The 14,391-nt window shown below is 69.6% G+C and carries 11 protein-coding genes; 5 read left to right on the forward strand and 6 right to left on the reverse strand.

The genetic code is table 11. The annotated features are described in order from the left end of the window. From ACZ60B_RS36845 to ACZ60B_RS36855, 3 genes are all read left to right on the forward strand, one after another. Positions 1-82 (forward strand): acyl-CoA dehydrogenase family protein (locus ACZ60B_RS36845; RefSeq protein WP_157882129.1); only part of this gene is annotated, 82 nt, incomplete at its 5' end. Positions 83-274: 192 nt separating this feature from the next. Beyond that, positions 275-3,007: a phosphorylase family protein gene (locus ACZ60B_RS36850; RefSeq protein ID WP_469395042.1), complete on the forward strand. Its 2,733-nt coding sequence runs from the start codon at positions 275-277 to the stop codon at positions 3,005-3,007. 43 nt (positions 3,008-3,050) lie between these two features. After that, the gene (locus ACZ60B_RS36855) at positions 3,051-3,890 is read left to right on the forward strand and encodes an SAM-dependent methyltransferase (protein ID WP_469395044.1); all 840 of its coding nucleotides are present in this window, start codon (positions 3,051-3,053) and stop codon (positions 3,888-3,890) included. A gap of 169 nt (positions 3,891-4,059) precedes the next feature. Here ACZ60B_RS36855 and ACZ60B_RS36860 read toward each other — a convergent pair whose 3' ends face one another. Beyond that, the gene (locus tag ACZ60B_RS36860) at positions 4,060-4,698 is read right to left on the reverse strand and encodes an HAD family hydrolase (protein ID WP_469395046.1); all 639 of its coding nucleotides are present in this window, start codon (positions 4,696-4,698) and stop codon (positions 4,060-4,062) included. Further along, complete coding sequence (locus ACZ60B_RS36865; RefSeq protein WP_469395048.1) at positions 4,691-5,992, reverse strand: LCP family protein; 1,302 nt, start codon at positions 5,990-5,992, stop codon at positions 4,691-4,693. Before ACZ60B_RS36865 ends, ACZ60B_RS36860 begins: the two co-directional genes overlap by 8 nt. Positions 5,993-6,111: 119 nt before the next feature. Here ACZ60B_RS36865 and ACZ60B_RS36870 point away from each other — a divergent pair, with 119 nt between their 5' ends. Beyond that, positions 6,112-6,669, forward strand: a complete 558-nt coding sequence (locus tag ACZ60B_RS36870; protein WP_469395050.1) for an acyl-CoA thioesterase — start codon at positions 6,112-6,114, stop codon at positions 6,667-6,669. Between the two features lie 61 nt (positions 6,670-6,730). On the opposite strand, the gene ACZ60B_RS36875 is transcribed toward ACZ60B_RS36870, so the two are convergent. Beyond that, the gene (locus tag ACZ60B_RS36875) at positions 6,731-8,200 is read right to left on the reverse strand and encodes an LCP family protein (RefSeq protein WP_469395052.1); all 1,470 of its coding nucleotides are present in this window, start codon (positions 8,198-8,200) and stop codon (positions 6,731-6,733) included. 126 nt (positions 8,201-8,326) lie between these two features. Here ACZ60B_RS36875 and ACZ60B_RS36880 point away from each other — a divergent pair, with 126 nt between their 5' ends. Continuing rightward, positions 8,327-9,358 carry a glycosyltransferase family 2 protein gene (locus ACZ60B_RS36880; RefSeq protein WP_469395054.1) on the forward strand — a complete coding sequence of 344 codons (1,032 nt, stop codon included), beginning with the start codon at positions 8,327-8,329 and terminating at the stop codon, positions 9,356-9,358. Positions 9,359-9,443: 85 nt separating this feature from the next. On the opposite strand, the gene ACZ60B_RS36885 is transcribed toward ACZ60B_RS36880, so the two are convergent. The 3 genes from ACZ60B_RS36885 to ACZ60B_RS36895 all read right to left on the reverse strand — a co-directional run bounded on the left by ACZ60B_RS36885 (position 9,444) and on the right by ACZ60B_RS36895 (position 14,290). Beyond that, positions 9,444-11,033, reverse strand: coding sequence for an LCP family protein (locus ACZ60B_RS36885; RefSeq protein WP_469395095.1), 1,590 nt, complete (start codon positions 11,031-11,033; stop codon positions 9,444-9,446). Positions 11,034-11,155: 122 nt separating this feature from the next. Then, entirely contained in the window at positions 11,156-12,928 is a 1,773-nt protein-coding gene (locus tag ACZ60B_RS36890; RefSeq protein ID WP_469395056.1) for an LCP family protein, read from the reverse strand. A gap of 243 nt (positions 12,929-13,171) precedes the next feature. Continuing rightward, entirely contained in the window at positions 13,172-14,290 is a 1,119-nt protein-coding gene (locus tag ACZ60B_RS36895) for an LCP family protein (RefSeq protein WP_469395058.1), read from the reverse strand. Between the last annotated feature and the right edge of the window lie 101 nt (positions 14,291-14,391).

Below are 14,391 nucleotides of genomic sequence, written 5' to 3' on the forward strand. Positions count from 1 at the left end.
GATGCGCGACGCCAAGATCACCCAGATCTACGAGGGCACCAACCAGGTCCAGCGCATCGTCATGGCCCGCAACCTGCCGTAACACGGCCGTACTTTTGCTCCCGGTGGCCCCCGTCCCTTGCCGGACGGGGGCCATCGGCGTACGCCCCGGACGAGGGCCGCTGAGGCCAGCCCAATGTCCTTGTATGTCAAGGATGTTGAAGCCTGCCCGGTGGTAGCTTGTTGACCTGGTTCACTCTGGGTGTCGAGGTCAACACCAAGATCGGTTGGTTCGGTGGCAGCAGCACGTCGTCCTTGCACCGCCGTCGTCGTCACGGCGCTTCCCGTCGAGTTCGGGGCCCTGCTCTCCCGGCTGGCGATCAGAGGTGCCGAATGGCGCGGCACGGAGTGGATAGACGGCACCGTCGTGCGGACGTACCTGCTGGAGGGCGATCACGCCGAGTGGACCGTTCGCCTGGCCCAGGTGGGGCAGGGAAACTCCGACGCAGGTCTGGTGGCACAGCGGCTCCTGCACTTCTACAAGCCGCACGCCGCGCTCCTCGTCGGCGTTGCTGGCGGACTGAAGGACGACATTGCACCGGGCGACGTGGTGATCGCCTCGAAGGTGTACGACATCGAGAGCGCGAGAGAGTCGGACCAGGGGCGTGGTGCCCGTCCCGGTGCGTACTACGCCTCGCACCCACTGGGGCAGACGGCAGTCAACGCCGAAATGCGAAGCAACTGCCACTTCAAGCCGATCGCCTCCGGCAACGTCGTGCTCGACAACGAATTCGGCGACATCCGGGAGCAGCTCGCCAGCACTTACCAGGACGCCGTGGCCATCGAGATGGAGGGCGTCGGCTTCTGCAACGCGGCGCGGCTCAGCCGCACGGAGGCACTGGTCGTGCGGGGGATCAGTGACAAGGCGGACGGTGGCAAGCGCGATGCCGACGCCGCGGGCGGCCAGCAGCACGCGGCCGAGAACGCGGCAGAGGCGGCACTCACCGTCCTCATGGAGCACAATCCCGAACACACGTACTCCGGTACCGCGCCACCCCCGGTGCAGCCTCCCCCACCCGGTCGGTATGACCGGGGTTCTCTTCCCGCCCTCCGCCGGGCGCATCGGATCACCGGCTGGTGGCGAGGCAGAACGGTGAGGAGCAGGGCGACACTGAGCCTTGCGCTGCTGGCCGTGCTGGTCTGGAGCATTCCGACACCGCCCTTCCTGCCCCGGTCGGACGGGCTCGACGGCGCCCGCCTGGCGGAGGTGCCCTCCACACTGGCGCCCTGCAAGGACGCGTCCGTTGTTCTGCACATTGCCGCCTCCGTGGACAAGTCCGAACCCCTGCGGCGGGCGGCGCGGGCCTACGGGCACCGGGCCAGCGGTGGACAGTGCTGGGGAATCCAGATCGACGACAAGAACTCCGGGGAGGCGATGCGGGCGCTGGTCGACGGCTGGAGCGAGTCCGACGGGCACAGGCCGGACGTATGGGCGCCGGCCGGGAGTTCCTGGCTCTCCCTGGCCCGTGCCGATGCGAAGGGGAACGACATGGACCCGTTCCCGGAGAAGGCGGATTCGATCGTGCAGAGCCCGCTGACCATCGCCATGCCGAAACCGATGGCCAAGGCCCTGAACTGGCCCGAGCGGCGATTCTCCTGGAGTGATCTGGCCCAATGGGCGCAGGACGCGGACGGCTTCTGGGCGCGGCGCGGCCATCCGGAGTGGGGCGCGTTCAAGCTCGGCAAGACTAATCCCGGGTACTCCACCTCCGGGCTGAACGCCACCGTCGCTGCCTTCTTCGCAAAGACTGGTACCAGCCGTGAACTGGGTACGGCGCACCTCGACAACAGTGCCGACCGCGCGTTCGTCAGGAGCATCGAGCAGGCCACGGTCCACTACGGCGACACCACCCTGACCTTCCTCTCCAACCTGCGCAGGGCCGAGAGCGGTGGGCCCGACCGGGCTATGTCGTACATCTCCGCCATCGCACTGGAGGAGAGCAGCGTGGCCGCCTACAACGCGGGCTACCCCTGCGGCGCGCTCAGCGAGCAGGACGGCTGCAAGCAGACCGACCCGCCGGACCCGCCGGACATCCCGCTGGTCTCGTTCTACCCGAAGGACGGAGTTCCGTTCTCCGACCACCCGTACATCAAGCTGAACTGGACGAAAGGCGCGAAGAAGACGCTGGCCGACGACTTCCTCGGTTACCTGCAGGATCCCCAGGTCTACGCCGAACAGTTCGCGCCCTACGGCTTTCGCACCCATGACGGCCGGGTCGTCCGGGAATCCAGCCTGCTGAGAAAGTCGGATGAGGTTCAGCCCAAAGCCCAGTACATCCGTATGCCGATGCCCCGGGGCGAGGTCCTCCAGCATCTGCTGGACATCTGGCCCACCCTGCGCCGCCGCGCCAACGTGCTTGTCGTCATCGACAACTCGGAGTCCATGAACGACGAAATTCCAGGAACCGGCGACACCAAGATCGGGCGCTTGAAGGCGGCGGAACCCAGACTCTTCGGCGAGTTCAGCGGCAACGACCGTGTCGGGCTGGTGAAGTTCTCCGACGCGGACGTCCTCGGCGGTGGACGTGACTACCGCGAACTGGTGCCGCTCGGCCTGTACGACGAGAAGCTGAAGGGCGGCACACGTGCGCGACTGCTGACCGAGAACGTCGAGAATCTGGAACCGGACGGCGCGACCGGCCTCTACGACACGCTCGACGCCGAGGTCCGCTTCATGCGCGACCACTACGACCCGCAGGCCATCAACGCGATCGTCCTACTCACCGATGGCCGCAACGAGGACAACGGGAGCCTGGCCAAGGACGAACTGCTCAGACGGATCGGCGACCCCGCAAAGCCTCAGATCCGGATCTTCACCATCGCCTACGGCAGTGACGCCGACGAGAACGATAAGCACGGCAGGACCGTGTTGCAGGAGATCGCGGACGTGACCGGCGGGCAGGCGTACGACGCGAGGAAAGCCGAGACGATCGAGCGTGTGATCACCAGCGTGATCTCCAACTTTTGATTCCGAATGCGTGACCGTCTACCAGGCAAGGAGCCCTGAAGCCATGACACAGCCCGATCTCCCCGCCGCCGAGGACGAAGGCGTCGCGCGCACCACCCGGCTGCGTACGGACGTCTCGCACTCGGCCCGTATCTGGAACTACTGGCTGGGCGGCAAGGACCACTACCCGGTGGACGAGGAGGTCGGCGACCAGATCCTCGGCTTCGTGCCGGCGCTGCCCCGCTCAGCGGTGGCGGACCGGGGCTTCCTGGCGCGGGCGGTGCGCCACCTGGCCAAAGAGGTGGGGATACGCCAGTTCCTCGACATAGGCACCGGCCTGCCGACGGCGGACAACACGCACGAGGTCGCGCAGCGGGTGGCCCCCTCGTCCCGGATCGTGTACGCCGACAACGACCCCCTGGTCCTCACCCACGCCCACGCGCTGCTCACCAGCACGCCCGAGGGCGTCACGGACTACATCGAGGCGGACGTGCGCGACCCCGAGACGATCCTCAGGGGCGCGGCGCGGACCCTGGACCTCGACCGTCCCGTCGCCATCACCATGCTGGGCATCATCAACTTCGTGATGGACACCGACGAGGCCGTGTCCATCGTCCACCGGCTCCTGGACGCCGTTCCCTCCGGCAGCCACCTGGTGATCTCCCACCCCACCACCGAGGTCGACGGCGAGGCCATGACCCAGGCGGTCGCGTACTGGAACAGCCAGGGCTCGGCCCCCATGACCCTGCGCAGCCGGGACGACCTGACCCGTCTCTTCGACCGCGTCGAACTCCTGGAACCCGGCATCGTCTCCTGCTCCCGCTGGCGGCCCGACGCCTCCGACACCAAGGACGGGGCGCCGGTGGAGGTCACCCACTTCGCCGGGGTGGGCAGGAAGCCGTAGGGCGTACGGCGGCACCGGCGGCCGGGTGTGCCGAGGCATCCGAACGAATGGCCTCGGCGCCGTCGCCGCCGCGTCGAGAGGTGCCGCGCGACGGCGGACGTCAGGATGTGGCATCGACCCCGACCGGGTCCGAGGGCACCCCACGGGGTGCCCTCACTCCGTCGCCCGGTCAGGCGAAGAGCGGTTCCAGGGCGCGCTCCAGGTCCGGTGCCTGACGGAAGTGCACGCCCTGCATGCCCAGCGCGGCGGCCGCCATCACGTTCTCCTCGGTGTCGTCCACGAACAGGCACCGCTCGGGGCGCGCGCCCGCCCGTACCGCGGCCAGCTCCAGGATGCGCGGGTCCGGCTTGGCCAGGCCCACCCGGGCGCTGCTGACGACGTGGTCGGCGAGGTCGGTCAGCCCGAGCGAGTCCAGGTCGGCCTCCAGGCCCAGGGTGGCGTTGGTGACCAGGACCAGCGGCACCCGGGTGCGGGCCCGGCGCAGCAAGGACACCACCGTCTCGTCGGCGTGGAAGGGCGACTCCAGCAGGGCGGTGCCCAGCTCCCAGGCCGTCGCCTCGGGGACCAGGCCGGTCAGGCCCTCCGTGATGGACTCCACCCACTCCTGCTCGGTGGCCAGGCCCAGCAGGACCGGCAGGTCGACCTCGGGGGCGAAGGCCACCTTCATCGTGGTGCCCTCGGCCAGCCCGGCGGCCCGCTCCAGCGCCTCCAGACCGGCCGGGTCGAAGTGCCGTATGACGTTGTCGACGTCGCACAGGACCGCGTCGAAGGGCGGTCTCGGGCCGGGGGGAGGGGTCGGCTCAGTCACCGGACACCGTGACCTTCTCGTCGTTGTTCAACTCGTTCACCAGCGTCTTCACCTTCGCCTTGTCCCAGACGAGGTTGCCGCCGGAGGAGCCCGAGATCGGCATGTTCATCGACGTGCCGTCACCGCCGTTGACACCCTTCATCGCGAAGAACATGGAGCCCAGGTCCCACAGGCCCATGTCCTTGTCGACGATCAGGGAGTCCAGGCCCGCACCCATGGTCGGGTAGAACTTGAACGGGTTGAGGATCGTCCCCGGGGTGGCCACCTGGTGGGCCAGCGCCGCGAGGAACTTCTGCTGGTTCTTCGTGCGCTGGAGGTCGGACGTGGCGAAGGCGTGCCGGGTCCGGACGAAGGCCAGCGCCTCCTCGCCGTTCAGCGTCTGCTCGCCCGCCTGGAAGTCGGCGCCGGAGTACTTGTCCTTGAACGCCTTGTCGATGGTGATGTCCACCCCGCCGACCGCGTCCACGATGCCCGCGAAGCCCGCGAAGCCGATCTCGACGTAGTGGTCGATGTGCAGACCGGTGTTGAACTCGATCGTGCGGACCAGCAGCGTCGGGCCGTCCTCGGCGTACGCGGCGTTCAGCTTCCGGTGCCGGCCCGTGCCCTTGAAGACCTTGCCGGACTCGGAGCCCTGGTACGTGGGTATCTCCACGTCCGAGTCGCGGGGCAGGGATATCAGCGTGTCGCCGTTGCTGCCCACGTGCAGGATCATCATCGAGTCGGTGCGCTTGCCCGCGGCGGAGCCGGTGTGCAGCGCCTTCTTGTCGGCGCTGGACAGACCCTCACGGCTGTCGGAGCCGACGATCAGGTAGTTCGTGCCCTCGCCCGCCTCGGGCCGGTCGATGACCGTCGACAGGTCGACCTCGCGGCGTAGCTTTCCGTCGGCCCAGAAGTACGTGCCGACGGTCGTGACCACCAGCACGCTCACCACGGTGATCGCCGTCCACTTGATACGGCGGCGCCAGTCCGGCCGGGGCCGCCCGTACCCGCCGGGGTCGTCCGGGCCGCCGGAGCCGCCACCGGGCGCGCCGTAGACATGGCCCGTGTTGTAGCCGCTGTCGTAGCCGTCGTCGTAGCCCTGGCCGTCGGTGTACGACGGCTGCTGCGGGACGCCGCCCCCGTACGGCGGCGCGGACGGGCCGGGGCCGTAGCCGCCGCCCTGACCGGGCGGAGTCGCCGGACCGCGGCGGACCTGCCGCATCACACGGGCGCTCTCGGGCTGCGCTCCGGCGCTGCCGCGTCCGTGCCGGCTGCCGCCGTTCTCGTCGGACCATCCCTGGGGCCAATCGCTCATGGGCCCCAGTGTGCCGGGACCCGGGGTGTGCCCCACAAGAGTCGTCGGAAAATCAGGGCCCGGCTGTTGCCAAGCTGACACAAATTCCCTGGATGTCGCCTCGGCATAGGGTGGGGGTCATGACAGACCAGGTCTCAGCAGCGGAATCGGGCACCTCGGATATCCCGGGCAAGCCGACCTCCGCGTCCCGCACCACCCTCAGCCACATCATGACCCACAATGACACCAACCTCCTGGGCTCGGTGCACGGTGGAGTGATCATGAAGCTGGTCGACGACGCGGCGGGCGCCGTGGCCGGCCGGCACAGCGGGGGCCCGGCCGTCACCGCCTCCATGGACGAGATGGCGTTCCTGGAGCCGGTCAGGGTCGGCGACCTGGTGCATGTGAAGGCCCAGGTCAACTGGACCGGCCGAACCTCGATGGAGGTCGGCGTGCGGGTCCTGGCCGAGCGCTGGAACGAGTCCACCCCGGCCACCCAGGTCGGCTCGGCCTACCTCGTCTTCGCCGCGGTGGACGCCGACGGCAAGCCGCGCCGGGTGCCGCCGGTCCTGCCGGAGACGGAACGCGACAAGCGCCGCAACCAGGAGGCCCAGATCCGCCGCACCCACCGCCTCGCCCGCCGTCGGGCGATCATGGAGCTGCGGGCCCGCCGGGCGGCGGAGGGCATCGAGGACTGATCCCGTCGGGGACCGGGCGCGTCGACGCCCCGGGCGTCCGGCGCGTCCGCGTCGGCCGTCCCTACGCGCAGCCCACCTCGTCCCCGCGGACCGCCCCGAACTCCCCCTGCCGGGGATCGTCCGCCCGCACCCTGCGCACCTGGCGGAAGTCCGAGCCGGCGATCACCTTCAGCACCGGCCCCTGGCCCCGCACCGCCCGCAGCTCGCTGCCCGGCAGGGCGACGGCCAGGGACTTCGCGGAGCGGTCCCAGCGTGGGTCGTAGACGACGACCGTGCGCGTGACCGTGCGCTCGGCGGCATTGACGGGACGCCGGGTGGTGGCGAAGCCGGTGGCGGTCAGCGCGGCGTCCACGCGCCTGCCGAGCCCGGCGGTGGCGGTGCCGTTCTCCACCTGCACCCGGATCTGCTGCGGGGCCACCGCCACCCGGGCCGCGGCGTGCCGGGGCGGCGGCCGGTGCGTGGCCAGCGGCCTGTCGTCGCGCAGCGCCCGGAAGAGGCGCTCGGACCTGACGGGGTCCCACTTCAGCGTGGAGCCGATGCCCTTGACCGCGTATCCCATCCGGCCGATGGGCACGGTGGTGAACTCCGACGAGGACGGCGAGAAGTTGCGCATCGCCCGGCCGAGGTCCAGCAGTTCGTCCGTGCCGAAGCCCTTGTCGGCGCGCACCGAGCCGAGCACCGCCCGTGTGACGTCCCGGAACCGGATCGGGTTCAGCAGCACCCCGGAGGACGTGGCCCGGTCCACCAGGGCTGCCAGGAAGCGCTGTTGGCGCTGCATCCGGCCGAGGTCCGAGGCGCCGTCCACGTGCCGGGAGCGGACGTACTGGAGGGCCTGCCCGCCCATCAGCGTGTGGGTGCCGGCCCGCAGGTCCAGTCCGGTGTAGGAGTCCTTCATCGGTACGGCGGTGCAGATCCGCACCCCGCCGAGCACGTCCACCGTCTTCATGAAGCTGGTGAAGTCGACCTCCAGATAGTGGTCGATCTTGACGTGGGTCATGCTCTCGACCGTGCGCACGGTCAGTTGCGGCCCGCCCTCCGCGTAGGCCGCGTTGAGCTTGATGGGGTGGCCGGCGTGCGGCCGGCCGGTGGTCCGGTCGATGTGCGAGGGCGTGTCGGCGTAGCTGTCGCGCGGCAGGCTCACCACGCTCGCCCGCTCCAGGTTCTCCGAGATGTGCACGATCATGATCGTGTCGGTGCAGTGGCAGGGGGCGCCGCCGAGCCGGTACTTGCGCCGCTCCGCCTCGGTGATCCGGTCCCGGCCGTCGGTGCCCACCAGCAGGACGTTCATGCCGTGGCCCGCGCGCGGGCGGTTCTTCATGTCCTTGAACGGGTCGACCCGGGCGATACCCGCGTCCAGGCTCGCGACCACGGAGTGCCCGATCCCGGCGGCGGCGAGCACCACCACCGACAGCGTGGTCACCGCCCGCATGGCCCAGCGCGGCCTCCTGCGCCGTACGGGGGGCCGCGGCGCACGGCGGGCCGGCTGCGGTCGGCGCCGTGGCCGGGCGGGGGAGCGGGTGGGGGTGGACAAGAGGGACACCTCCGGACGAGGCCGTACGCGATCCGTGAGCACCGTAGGCCCATACGATCTGCCGCCCGGGTCCGAGCACCCGGCGGCGCGCGCCGGTGTCGCCCGTTCGCGGTAACGTGAGCACCGATGAACGCCAAGTCCGACGTGCAGCTTCCCGCCGTTTCCGTGATCATGCCCGTCCTCAACGAGGAGCGGCATCTCCGGCAAGCCGTCCGAGCGATCCTCGCCCAGGAGTACGCGGGCGAGATGGAGGTCGTGATCGCCATCGGTCCGTCCACGGACCGTACGGACGAGATCGCCGCCGAACTCGTGGCGGAGGACCCGCGGGTGCACACCGTGCCGAACCCGACGGGTCGTACGCCCGCCGCCCTCAACGCCGCGATCAAGGCCTCCCGCCATCCGGTCGTCGTCCGCGTGGACGGCCACGGCATGCTCTCGCCGAACTACATCGCCACCGCCGTACGGCTCCTGGAGGAGACCGGCGCGCAGAACGTCGGCGGCATCATGCACGCCGAGGGCGAGAACGACTGGGAGCACGCGGTCGCCGCGGCCATGACCTCGAAGATCGGCGTCGGCAACGCCGCCTTCCACACCGGTGGACAGGCCGCCGCGGCCGAGACGGTGTACCTGGGCGTCTTCCGCCGGGAGGCACTGGAGCGGCAGGGCGGCTACAACGAGGAGTTCATCCGCGCCCAGGACTGGGAGCTGAACTTCCGGATCAGGGAGGCGGGCGGCCTCATCTGGTTCTCGCCCGAGCTGCGCGTGTCGTACCGTCCGCGCCCCAGCGTGAAGGCGCTCGCCAAGCAGTACAAGGACTACGGCCGCTGGCGGCACGTGGTCGCCCGCTACCACGAGGGCTCCATCAACCTGCGCTACCTCGCCCCGCCGACCGCGGTCTGCGCGATCGCGGCGGGCCTCGTGGTGGGCGCGGCCCTCACCCCGTGGGGCTTCGTCATACCCGGCGGCTACCTCGCCGCGATCGTCGCCGGGTCGCTGCCCGCGGGCAAGGGGCTGCCGCTGAAGGCACGGCTCCGGATCCCCGTCGCGCTGGCCACCATGCACATGTCGTGGGGCTGGGGCTTCCTCACCAGCCCGCGGTCGCTGGCCAGGAAGGTCATCGCGTCCCGGCGGCCGGCGGTCGTCGGCGCGGAGGCGTAGAGCCCGGGACCCGCGGCCTGAACGTACGGCTCGGCCCGGACCGCTCTCCCGCGGTCCGGGCCGACGTGTGTCCGGGGCTGCCGTCCTACCAGGTGTAAGCCGGGTCGACCTGCATGCACTGCGAGGTGTCGGACGCGTTGATCGCCTGCGCCGTGTCGGGCGTCTTGTCCTCGTCCGCCGGCGCCTTGTACGTCGTACCCGACCGCCAGTCCGCTCCCACCACGAGCGTGATCCCGGAGACGGAGGTGGACTTCTCCACCGCGCTCGCCGGGATGCCCAGCGCCTTCGCGATCCGCTCTGCGTCGCCCTTGAGGTCGGCGCTCGGGTAGCGGATCAGCGTGGTGGCCTCGGCCGTGGCCGCCGAGGTGTCCGCCTTGGCCTCGGTGAAGCCCTTGCCGGCCAGCAGCCCGGTCACCGCCTTCGCGCGTCCGGAGACCGGGGCCAGGCCGTCGGTGGCCGTGCCGTTGCGGACCTGGACCGCGATCTGGTCGTCCGCGGCGGCCGGATCCGCGGTCGCCGCCGGGGTGGCGGTGGCGGCGGTCTTCTTCTTGTCCTTGCCGTCGAGGGCGATGTCCTCGCGCACCATGCGGAACAGCTTCGTGGCGTCCGCCGTGGGCTTCACGCGCGCGCCGACGTATTCGTTCGGCATCGTCGTCATCGTGATGCGGTCCGTCGGGACCTTCTTGAGCTCCTCGGCCAGGTCGTACATCTTGGTGATGGTGCCCAGGCCGTCGTCGACCGTGATCGCCTTCGTGGCCGCCTCGGCGAGGCTCTGCAACTTGGTCGGGTTGGTCAGCTTCGCGCTGGCGCGCAGCTCGCGGACCATCGAGTTCATGTACATGTGCTGCGCCTTGGCGCGCGCGAGGTCACTGCCGTCCTCGAAGCCGTACCGGGTGCGCAGCCACTGGAGGGCCTGCTTGCCCTTGATCGAGGTGGTGCCCTCCTTCAGCTTCAGGCCCGAGCCGTGGCCGGTGGAGGTGTGCGAGAAGACGTTGGCGCTCACACAGACCGGGACGCCGCCTATGGCGTCCGCCATGGAGACCACACCCGAGAAGTCGATCATCATGAAGTGGTCGATGTGGATGTCGGTCAGCTTCTCCCACGTCGCCACCGTGCAGCCCGGACCGCCGCGGCCCAGCGACTGGTTCGTCATCACGGTCGTGGTGCTGGCCGCGTAGACCTTGCCGGTGTCCGGGTCCGTGCACTTGGGTATGTCGACCAGGGTGTCGCGCGGCATGCTGACGACCGACATGTTGGAGCGGTCGGCGGAGACGTGCAGCAGCATCTGGACATCGGCGAGGGGAGTGCCGCCGAAGGTCTCCTTGGCGCCGCCGAGCTTCTGGTTCTCCTCGGTGTCGCGCGCGTCCGAACCGATCAGCAGGATGTTCATCGCGGTCTGCCCGGCCGCGTTCGCCTTCGTGCCGGCGGCTCTGTCCTTCTCGTCGCCGATGTTCAACGCATCCTTGTGGATGTTGCCGTTGAGGTGGCGGTAATACAGGTATCCGGCGCCGGCCGTGCCGAGTATGACCACGGCCATCACCGTCGCCGACCAGCGCAGCACACGTCGACTGCGGCCGCCGGCCTTCTTGGTGCCGTGCTCACCGTCCCCGTGCAGTTCCTGCTCCGACAGTTCCTGGTCCGACGGCGTTCCCTGGCCCTGCGGCGTGAGCGACATCGTGTCGTCCACCGCAGACGCCTCCCCCCGCACAATGCTCTGTGCCAACTCCAGCCTCCCCACCCTGCGCCCGACAACGGGTCCGTCCCGCGTTCTAAGAGACGCGTGACGGACCCGTTAGGTCACTTGGCGCACTCAACCTTGTCCGCTGTGGACGTACTGACCGTGTCCGGCACCTTTGTCGCCGCGGTCAGGGATACGCCCGCACCCTTGAAGTCCTTGCCGAGAGTCAGCGTCATCGCGGGCAGACCTTGCGAGTTGGTCACGCTCTTGCCGGGCTTCATCGCGGATCCGGAGAGACCCATGAGCTTGGCGAGCTTGCGTGCCTGGTCGGCCTGGTCGGGCGCGTACTCCAGCGTTGTCCTGCTCAGAGCCGCCGGGGCGTTGCCCGCGTTCTCCGACTTCGTCACGCCCTCATCATTCTGCAGCCAGTTAAGCGTTTCCTGTGCGCTGCCCGCCACGGCCCCGCCGTTCAGGATCCGCACCCGCACCTCGGAGGCCGCGGACTGGGTGCCCTCCAGGCGCTTGGCGGCCGCGGCGGCCTCCTTGCTCTTGGCCGCCTTCTTCTGGGCCGCGACCTCGGTGAAGGACACGTCCTCCTGGATCATCTGGAAGATCGTGGGCGCCGTGGTCTTGTTGAGGACGACCGTGGCCTTCACCTTCTCGGCCGGGTTGTCGAGCACCGGAACCGTGGTGAACGTCAGGTTCTTGGGGTTGAGCTTGCCCATCTCCAGACCGAGGTCCTTGATCTTGCCGATGCTGTCGAGCTGGGAGTCCACGGTCAGCGCCTTGGTGGCCGCCTCGGCCACCTTCACCATCTTCGTCGGGTTGGTGAGGGTGGAGTTGGAGTTCAGCTTGCGCATCAGCGCACTGAGGAACTGCTGCTGGAGCGTGATCCGGCTCAGGTCGCCGCCGAAGCCGACGGCGTGCCGGGTGCGCACGAAGGCGAGCGCGGTCTCGCCCTGGATGTGCTGGGTCCCCTTCTTCAGGTTCAGGTGCGAGTCGGGGTCCTTGATGTCCTTGGCGAGACACACGTCGACCCCGCCGACCGCCGTGGTCAGCGTCTTGACCGCGTTGAAGTCGGCGACCATGAAGTTGTCCGGGGTGATCCCGGTCAGCTCGGTGACCGTGCGCATGGTGCAGCTCGGTGTCCGCTCGTCCTGGCCGAGGCTGGTGTTGAAGCGGACGCCGTCCGTGCCCTTGATGACCTTGGTGGTGCCGTCCGGCTGGGTGGTCGGGCAGTCCGGGACGTTCACGATCAGGTCGCGCGGGATGCTGAGCGCGGTCGCGTTCGTCCGGTCCTTGGAGACGTGCAGCAGGATCGTGGTGTCGGCGTGGCCGACGCTGCCGGAGTCGCCGTAGCCCTTGTTGCCCGCGCCGGTGCGCTTGTCGGTGCCGATGACAAGGATGTTGATCGCCTTGTCCTTGTTGAAGCCACCGGTGCTCGCGCCGTCGTCCGGGGACGACTGGATGTTGTTGTTGAGGTGCTGGATGTAGAGGTATCCCGCTCCGGCACCGGCGACCAGCACGAAGGCCATCGTGCCGCCGGTCCACAGCAGGACCTTCTTCGCGCGTGACTTCTTCTTGCCGGGCCGCCGTCCCCTCCGTCCGGGCGGCGGTTCCTCGGGCACGCCACGGCGACGGCGCGGTGCCGGGATCTCGTGATCCGGCACCCCCCTCTCCCGTCCTGGCGGCGCGGCGGTACGACTGCGCGCTGTGCTCTTGTCCACATCCGCGGCACCCGCTCCGCGTGGCGCGGATCGACGAGGCCTGGGAACCGCTGATTGCGGAGCGGAAGGAGCCAGTCGCAGTTCGTATTCGCCAGTGTTCGGATTGAGTACCCACTGGTCTGCGGGGTCGATGTTGTCCGCCCGCCCACGGCCTTGCGCGTCCACGGTTGTCCGAATCCTCCGTCGGGGCCACGCGGCGCCTTTCCCCCCTCGAGGCGCTCGGGTCACGGTCACACGGTGCGTGACCCGAGGCAGGACCTCGCGGGCCGGGGCACCGGGAGCGCTCACACTATCCGCCCAGTTCAACGTCAGGCGACGACGGTGACAAATTCCACGTTCCTACAAGCGGGCAATACGCCCATTTCCTTGAACTGGCGTTCGTAAATGTACGCCTGCTTGGCAAGCGCTTTACTCGCAGCTGTCCTCGGCGGCGGTGTGGCCCCGGAAAACGGGCGTGGCGAACGCGGGGTCATTCGGGTAGGAATCGCCAGAATTCTTCAAAGCGTTCCGGGAGACCCTCACCGGCGCGTCCTGGCGCAATCTCTCGAACAGACGTTCGGCTTCGGGCTCCACGAGCTGATCGCGGTTGGCGTCGTACACGTACGACCTCCGCGGCACGGTCAGGAACTGCACGCGCTTGACGGGGACGTCGCGCAGCCCGCGCACGAGCTCGTAGACACCGCGCAGGCTCGCCAGGTCCGGGTCGGTGGTGAGCGACGACGTCGCCGCGTCCAGCACCGGGTAGAGCTTGCCGGGATTGAGCAGTACGCCGTTGCTCCGCACCTTGTTGACCAGCGCGCCGAGGAACCGCTGCTGGCGGTCCATCCGGCTGGTGTCGCTGCCGTCGCCGAGCGACTTGCGGGCGCGGACGTAACCGAGAGCCTGCTCGCCGTCGAGCGTGACGCGGCCGGCGGGCAGCCTCAGCCTGGCCGCCTTGTCGGTGATGGGGCCCTTCAGGCACACCTGGACGCCGTCGACGGCGTCCACCATGTCCTTGAACCCGGTGAAGTCGACGACGGCGTAGTGGTCGACCCGGATGTCGGTGAGCTTCTCCACCGTGCGCACGGTGCAGGCCGAACCGCCCATCTGGAAGGCGTAGTTGAACATCGAGAACGTCGGCTCGGTGTGGCTGCCGTCCGGGCGCAGGCACGAGGGCACGTCCACCATCAGGTCACGCGGCAGGGAGACGGCGGTCGCGCTGCGCCGCCCGGCGGCCAGGTGCAGCAGGATCGTCGTGTCCGACCGCTCGGTCCCCGAGTCCCGCCCGTACTTCCCGTTCCCCTCCCCCGAGCGCGAGTCCGACCCGATCAGCAGGATGTTCTGCGCGCCGTGCACCAGCGCCGTGGGCCGTTCCCGGTCGTACCGGGCGAGTTCCGCAGCGGCCGCGTCGTCGGCCGTGATGTTGCCGTTCAGCTTCGCGTACACCGTCCACCCGGCCCCGACGGCACCGACGACGAGCACCGTCACCCCGACCGCCGCTCCCTGCAACCACCGTCGTCGCCGCCGCCGTATCAGCCCGCTGCCCACGGCGGTGGCCCCCGCCCCCGGCCCGAGACACCCCCCGGAGGCCCGAGCCCCGTCGGCGCACCGGCCCCGGACGTCTTCCGCCGCGTCGTCGGTCACGTCCG

The organism is Streptomyces sp. NPDC104096, assembly GCF_055584385.1.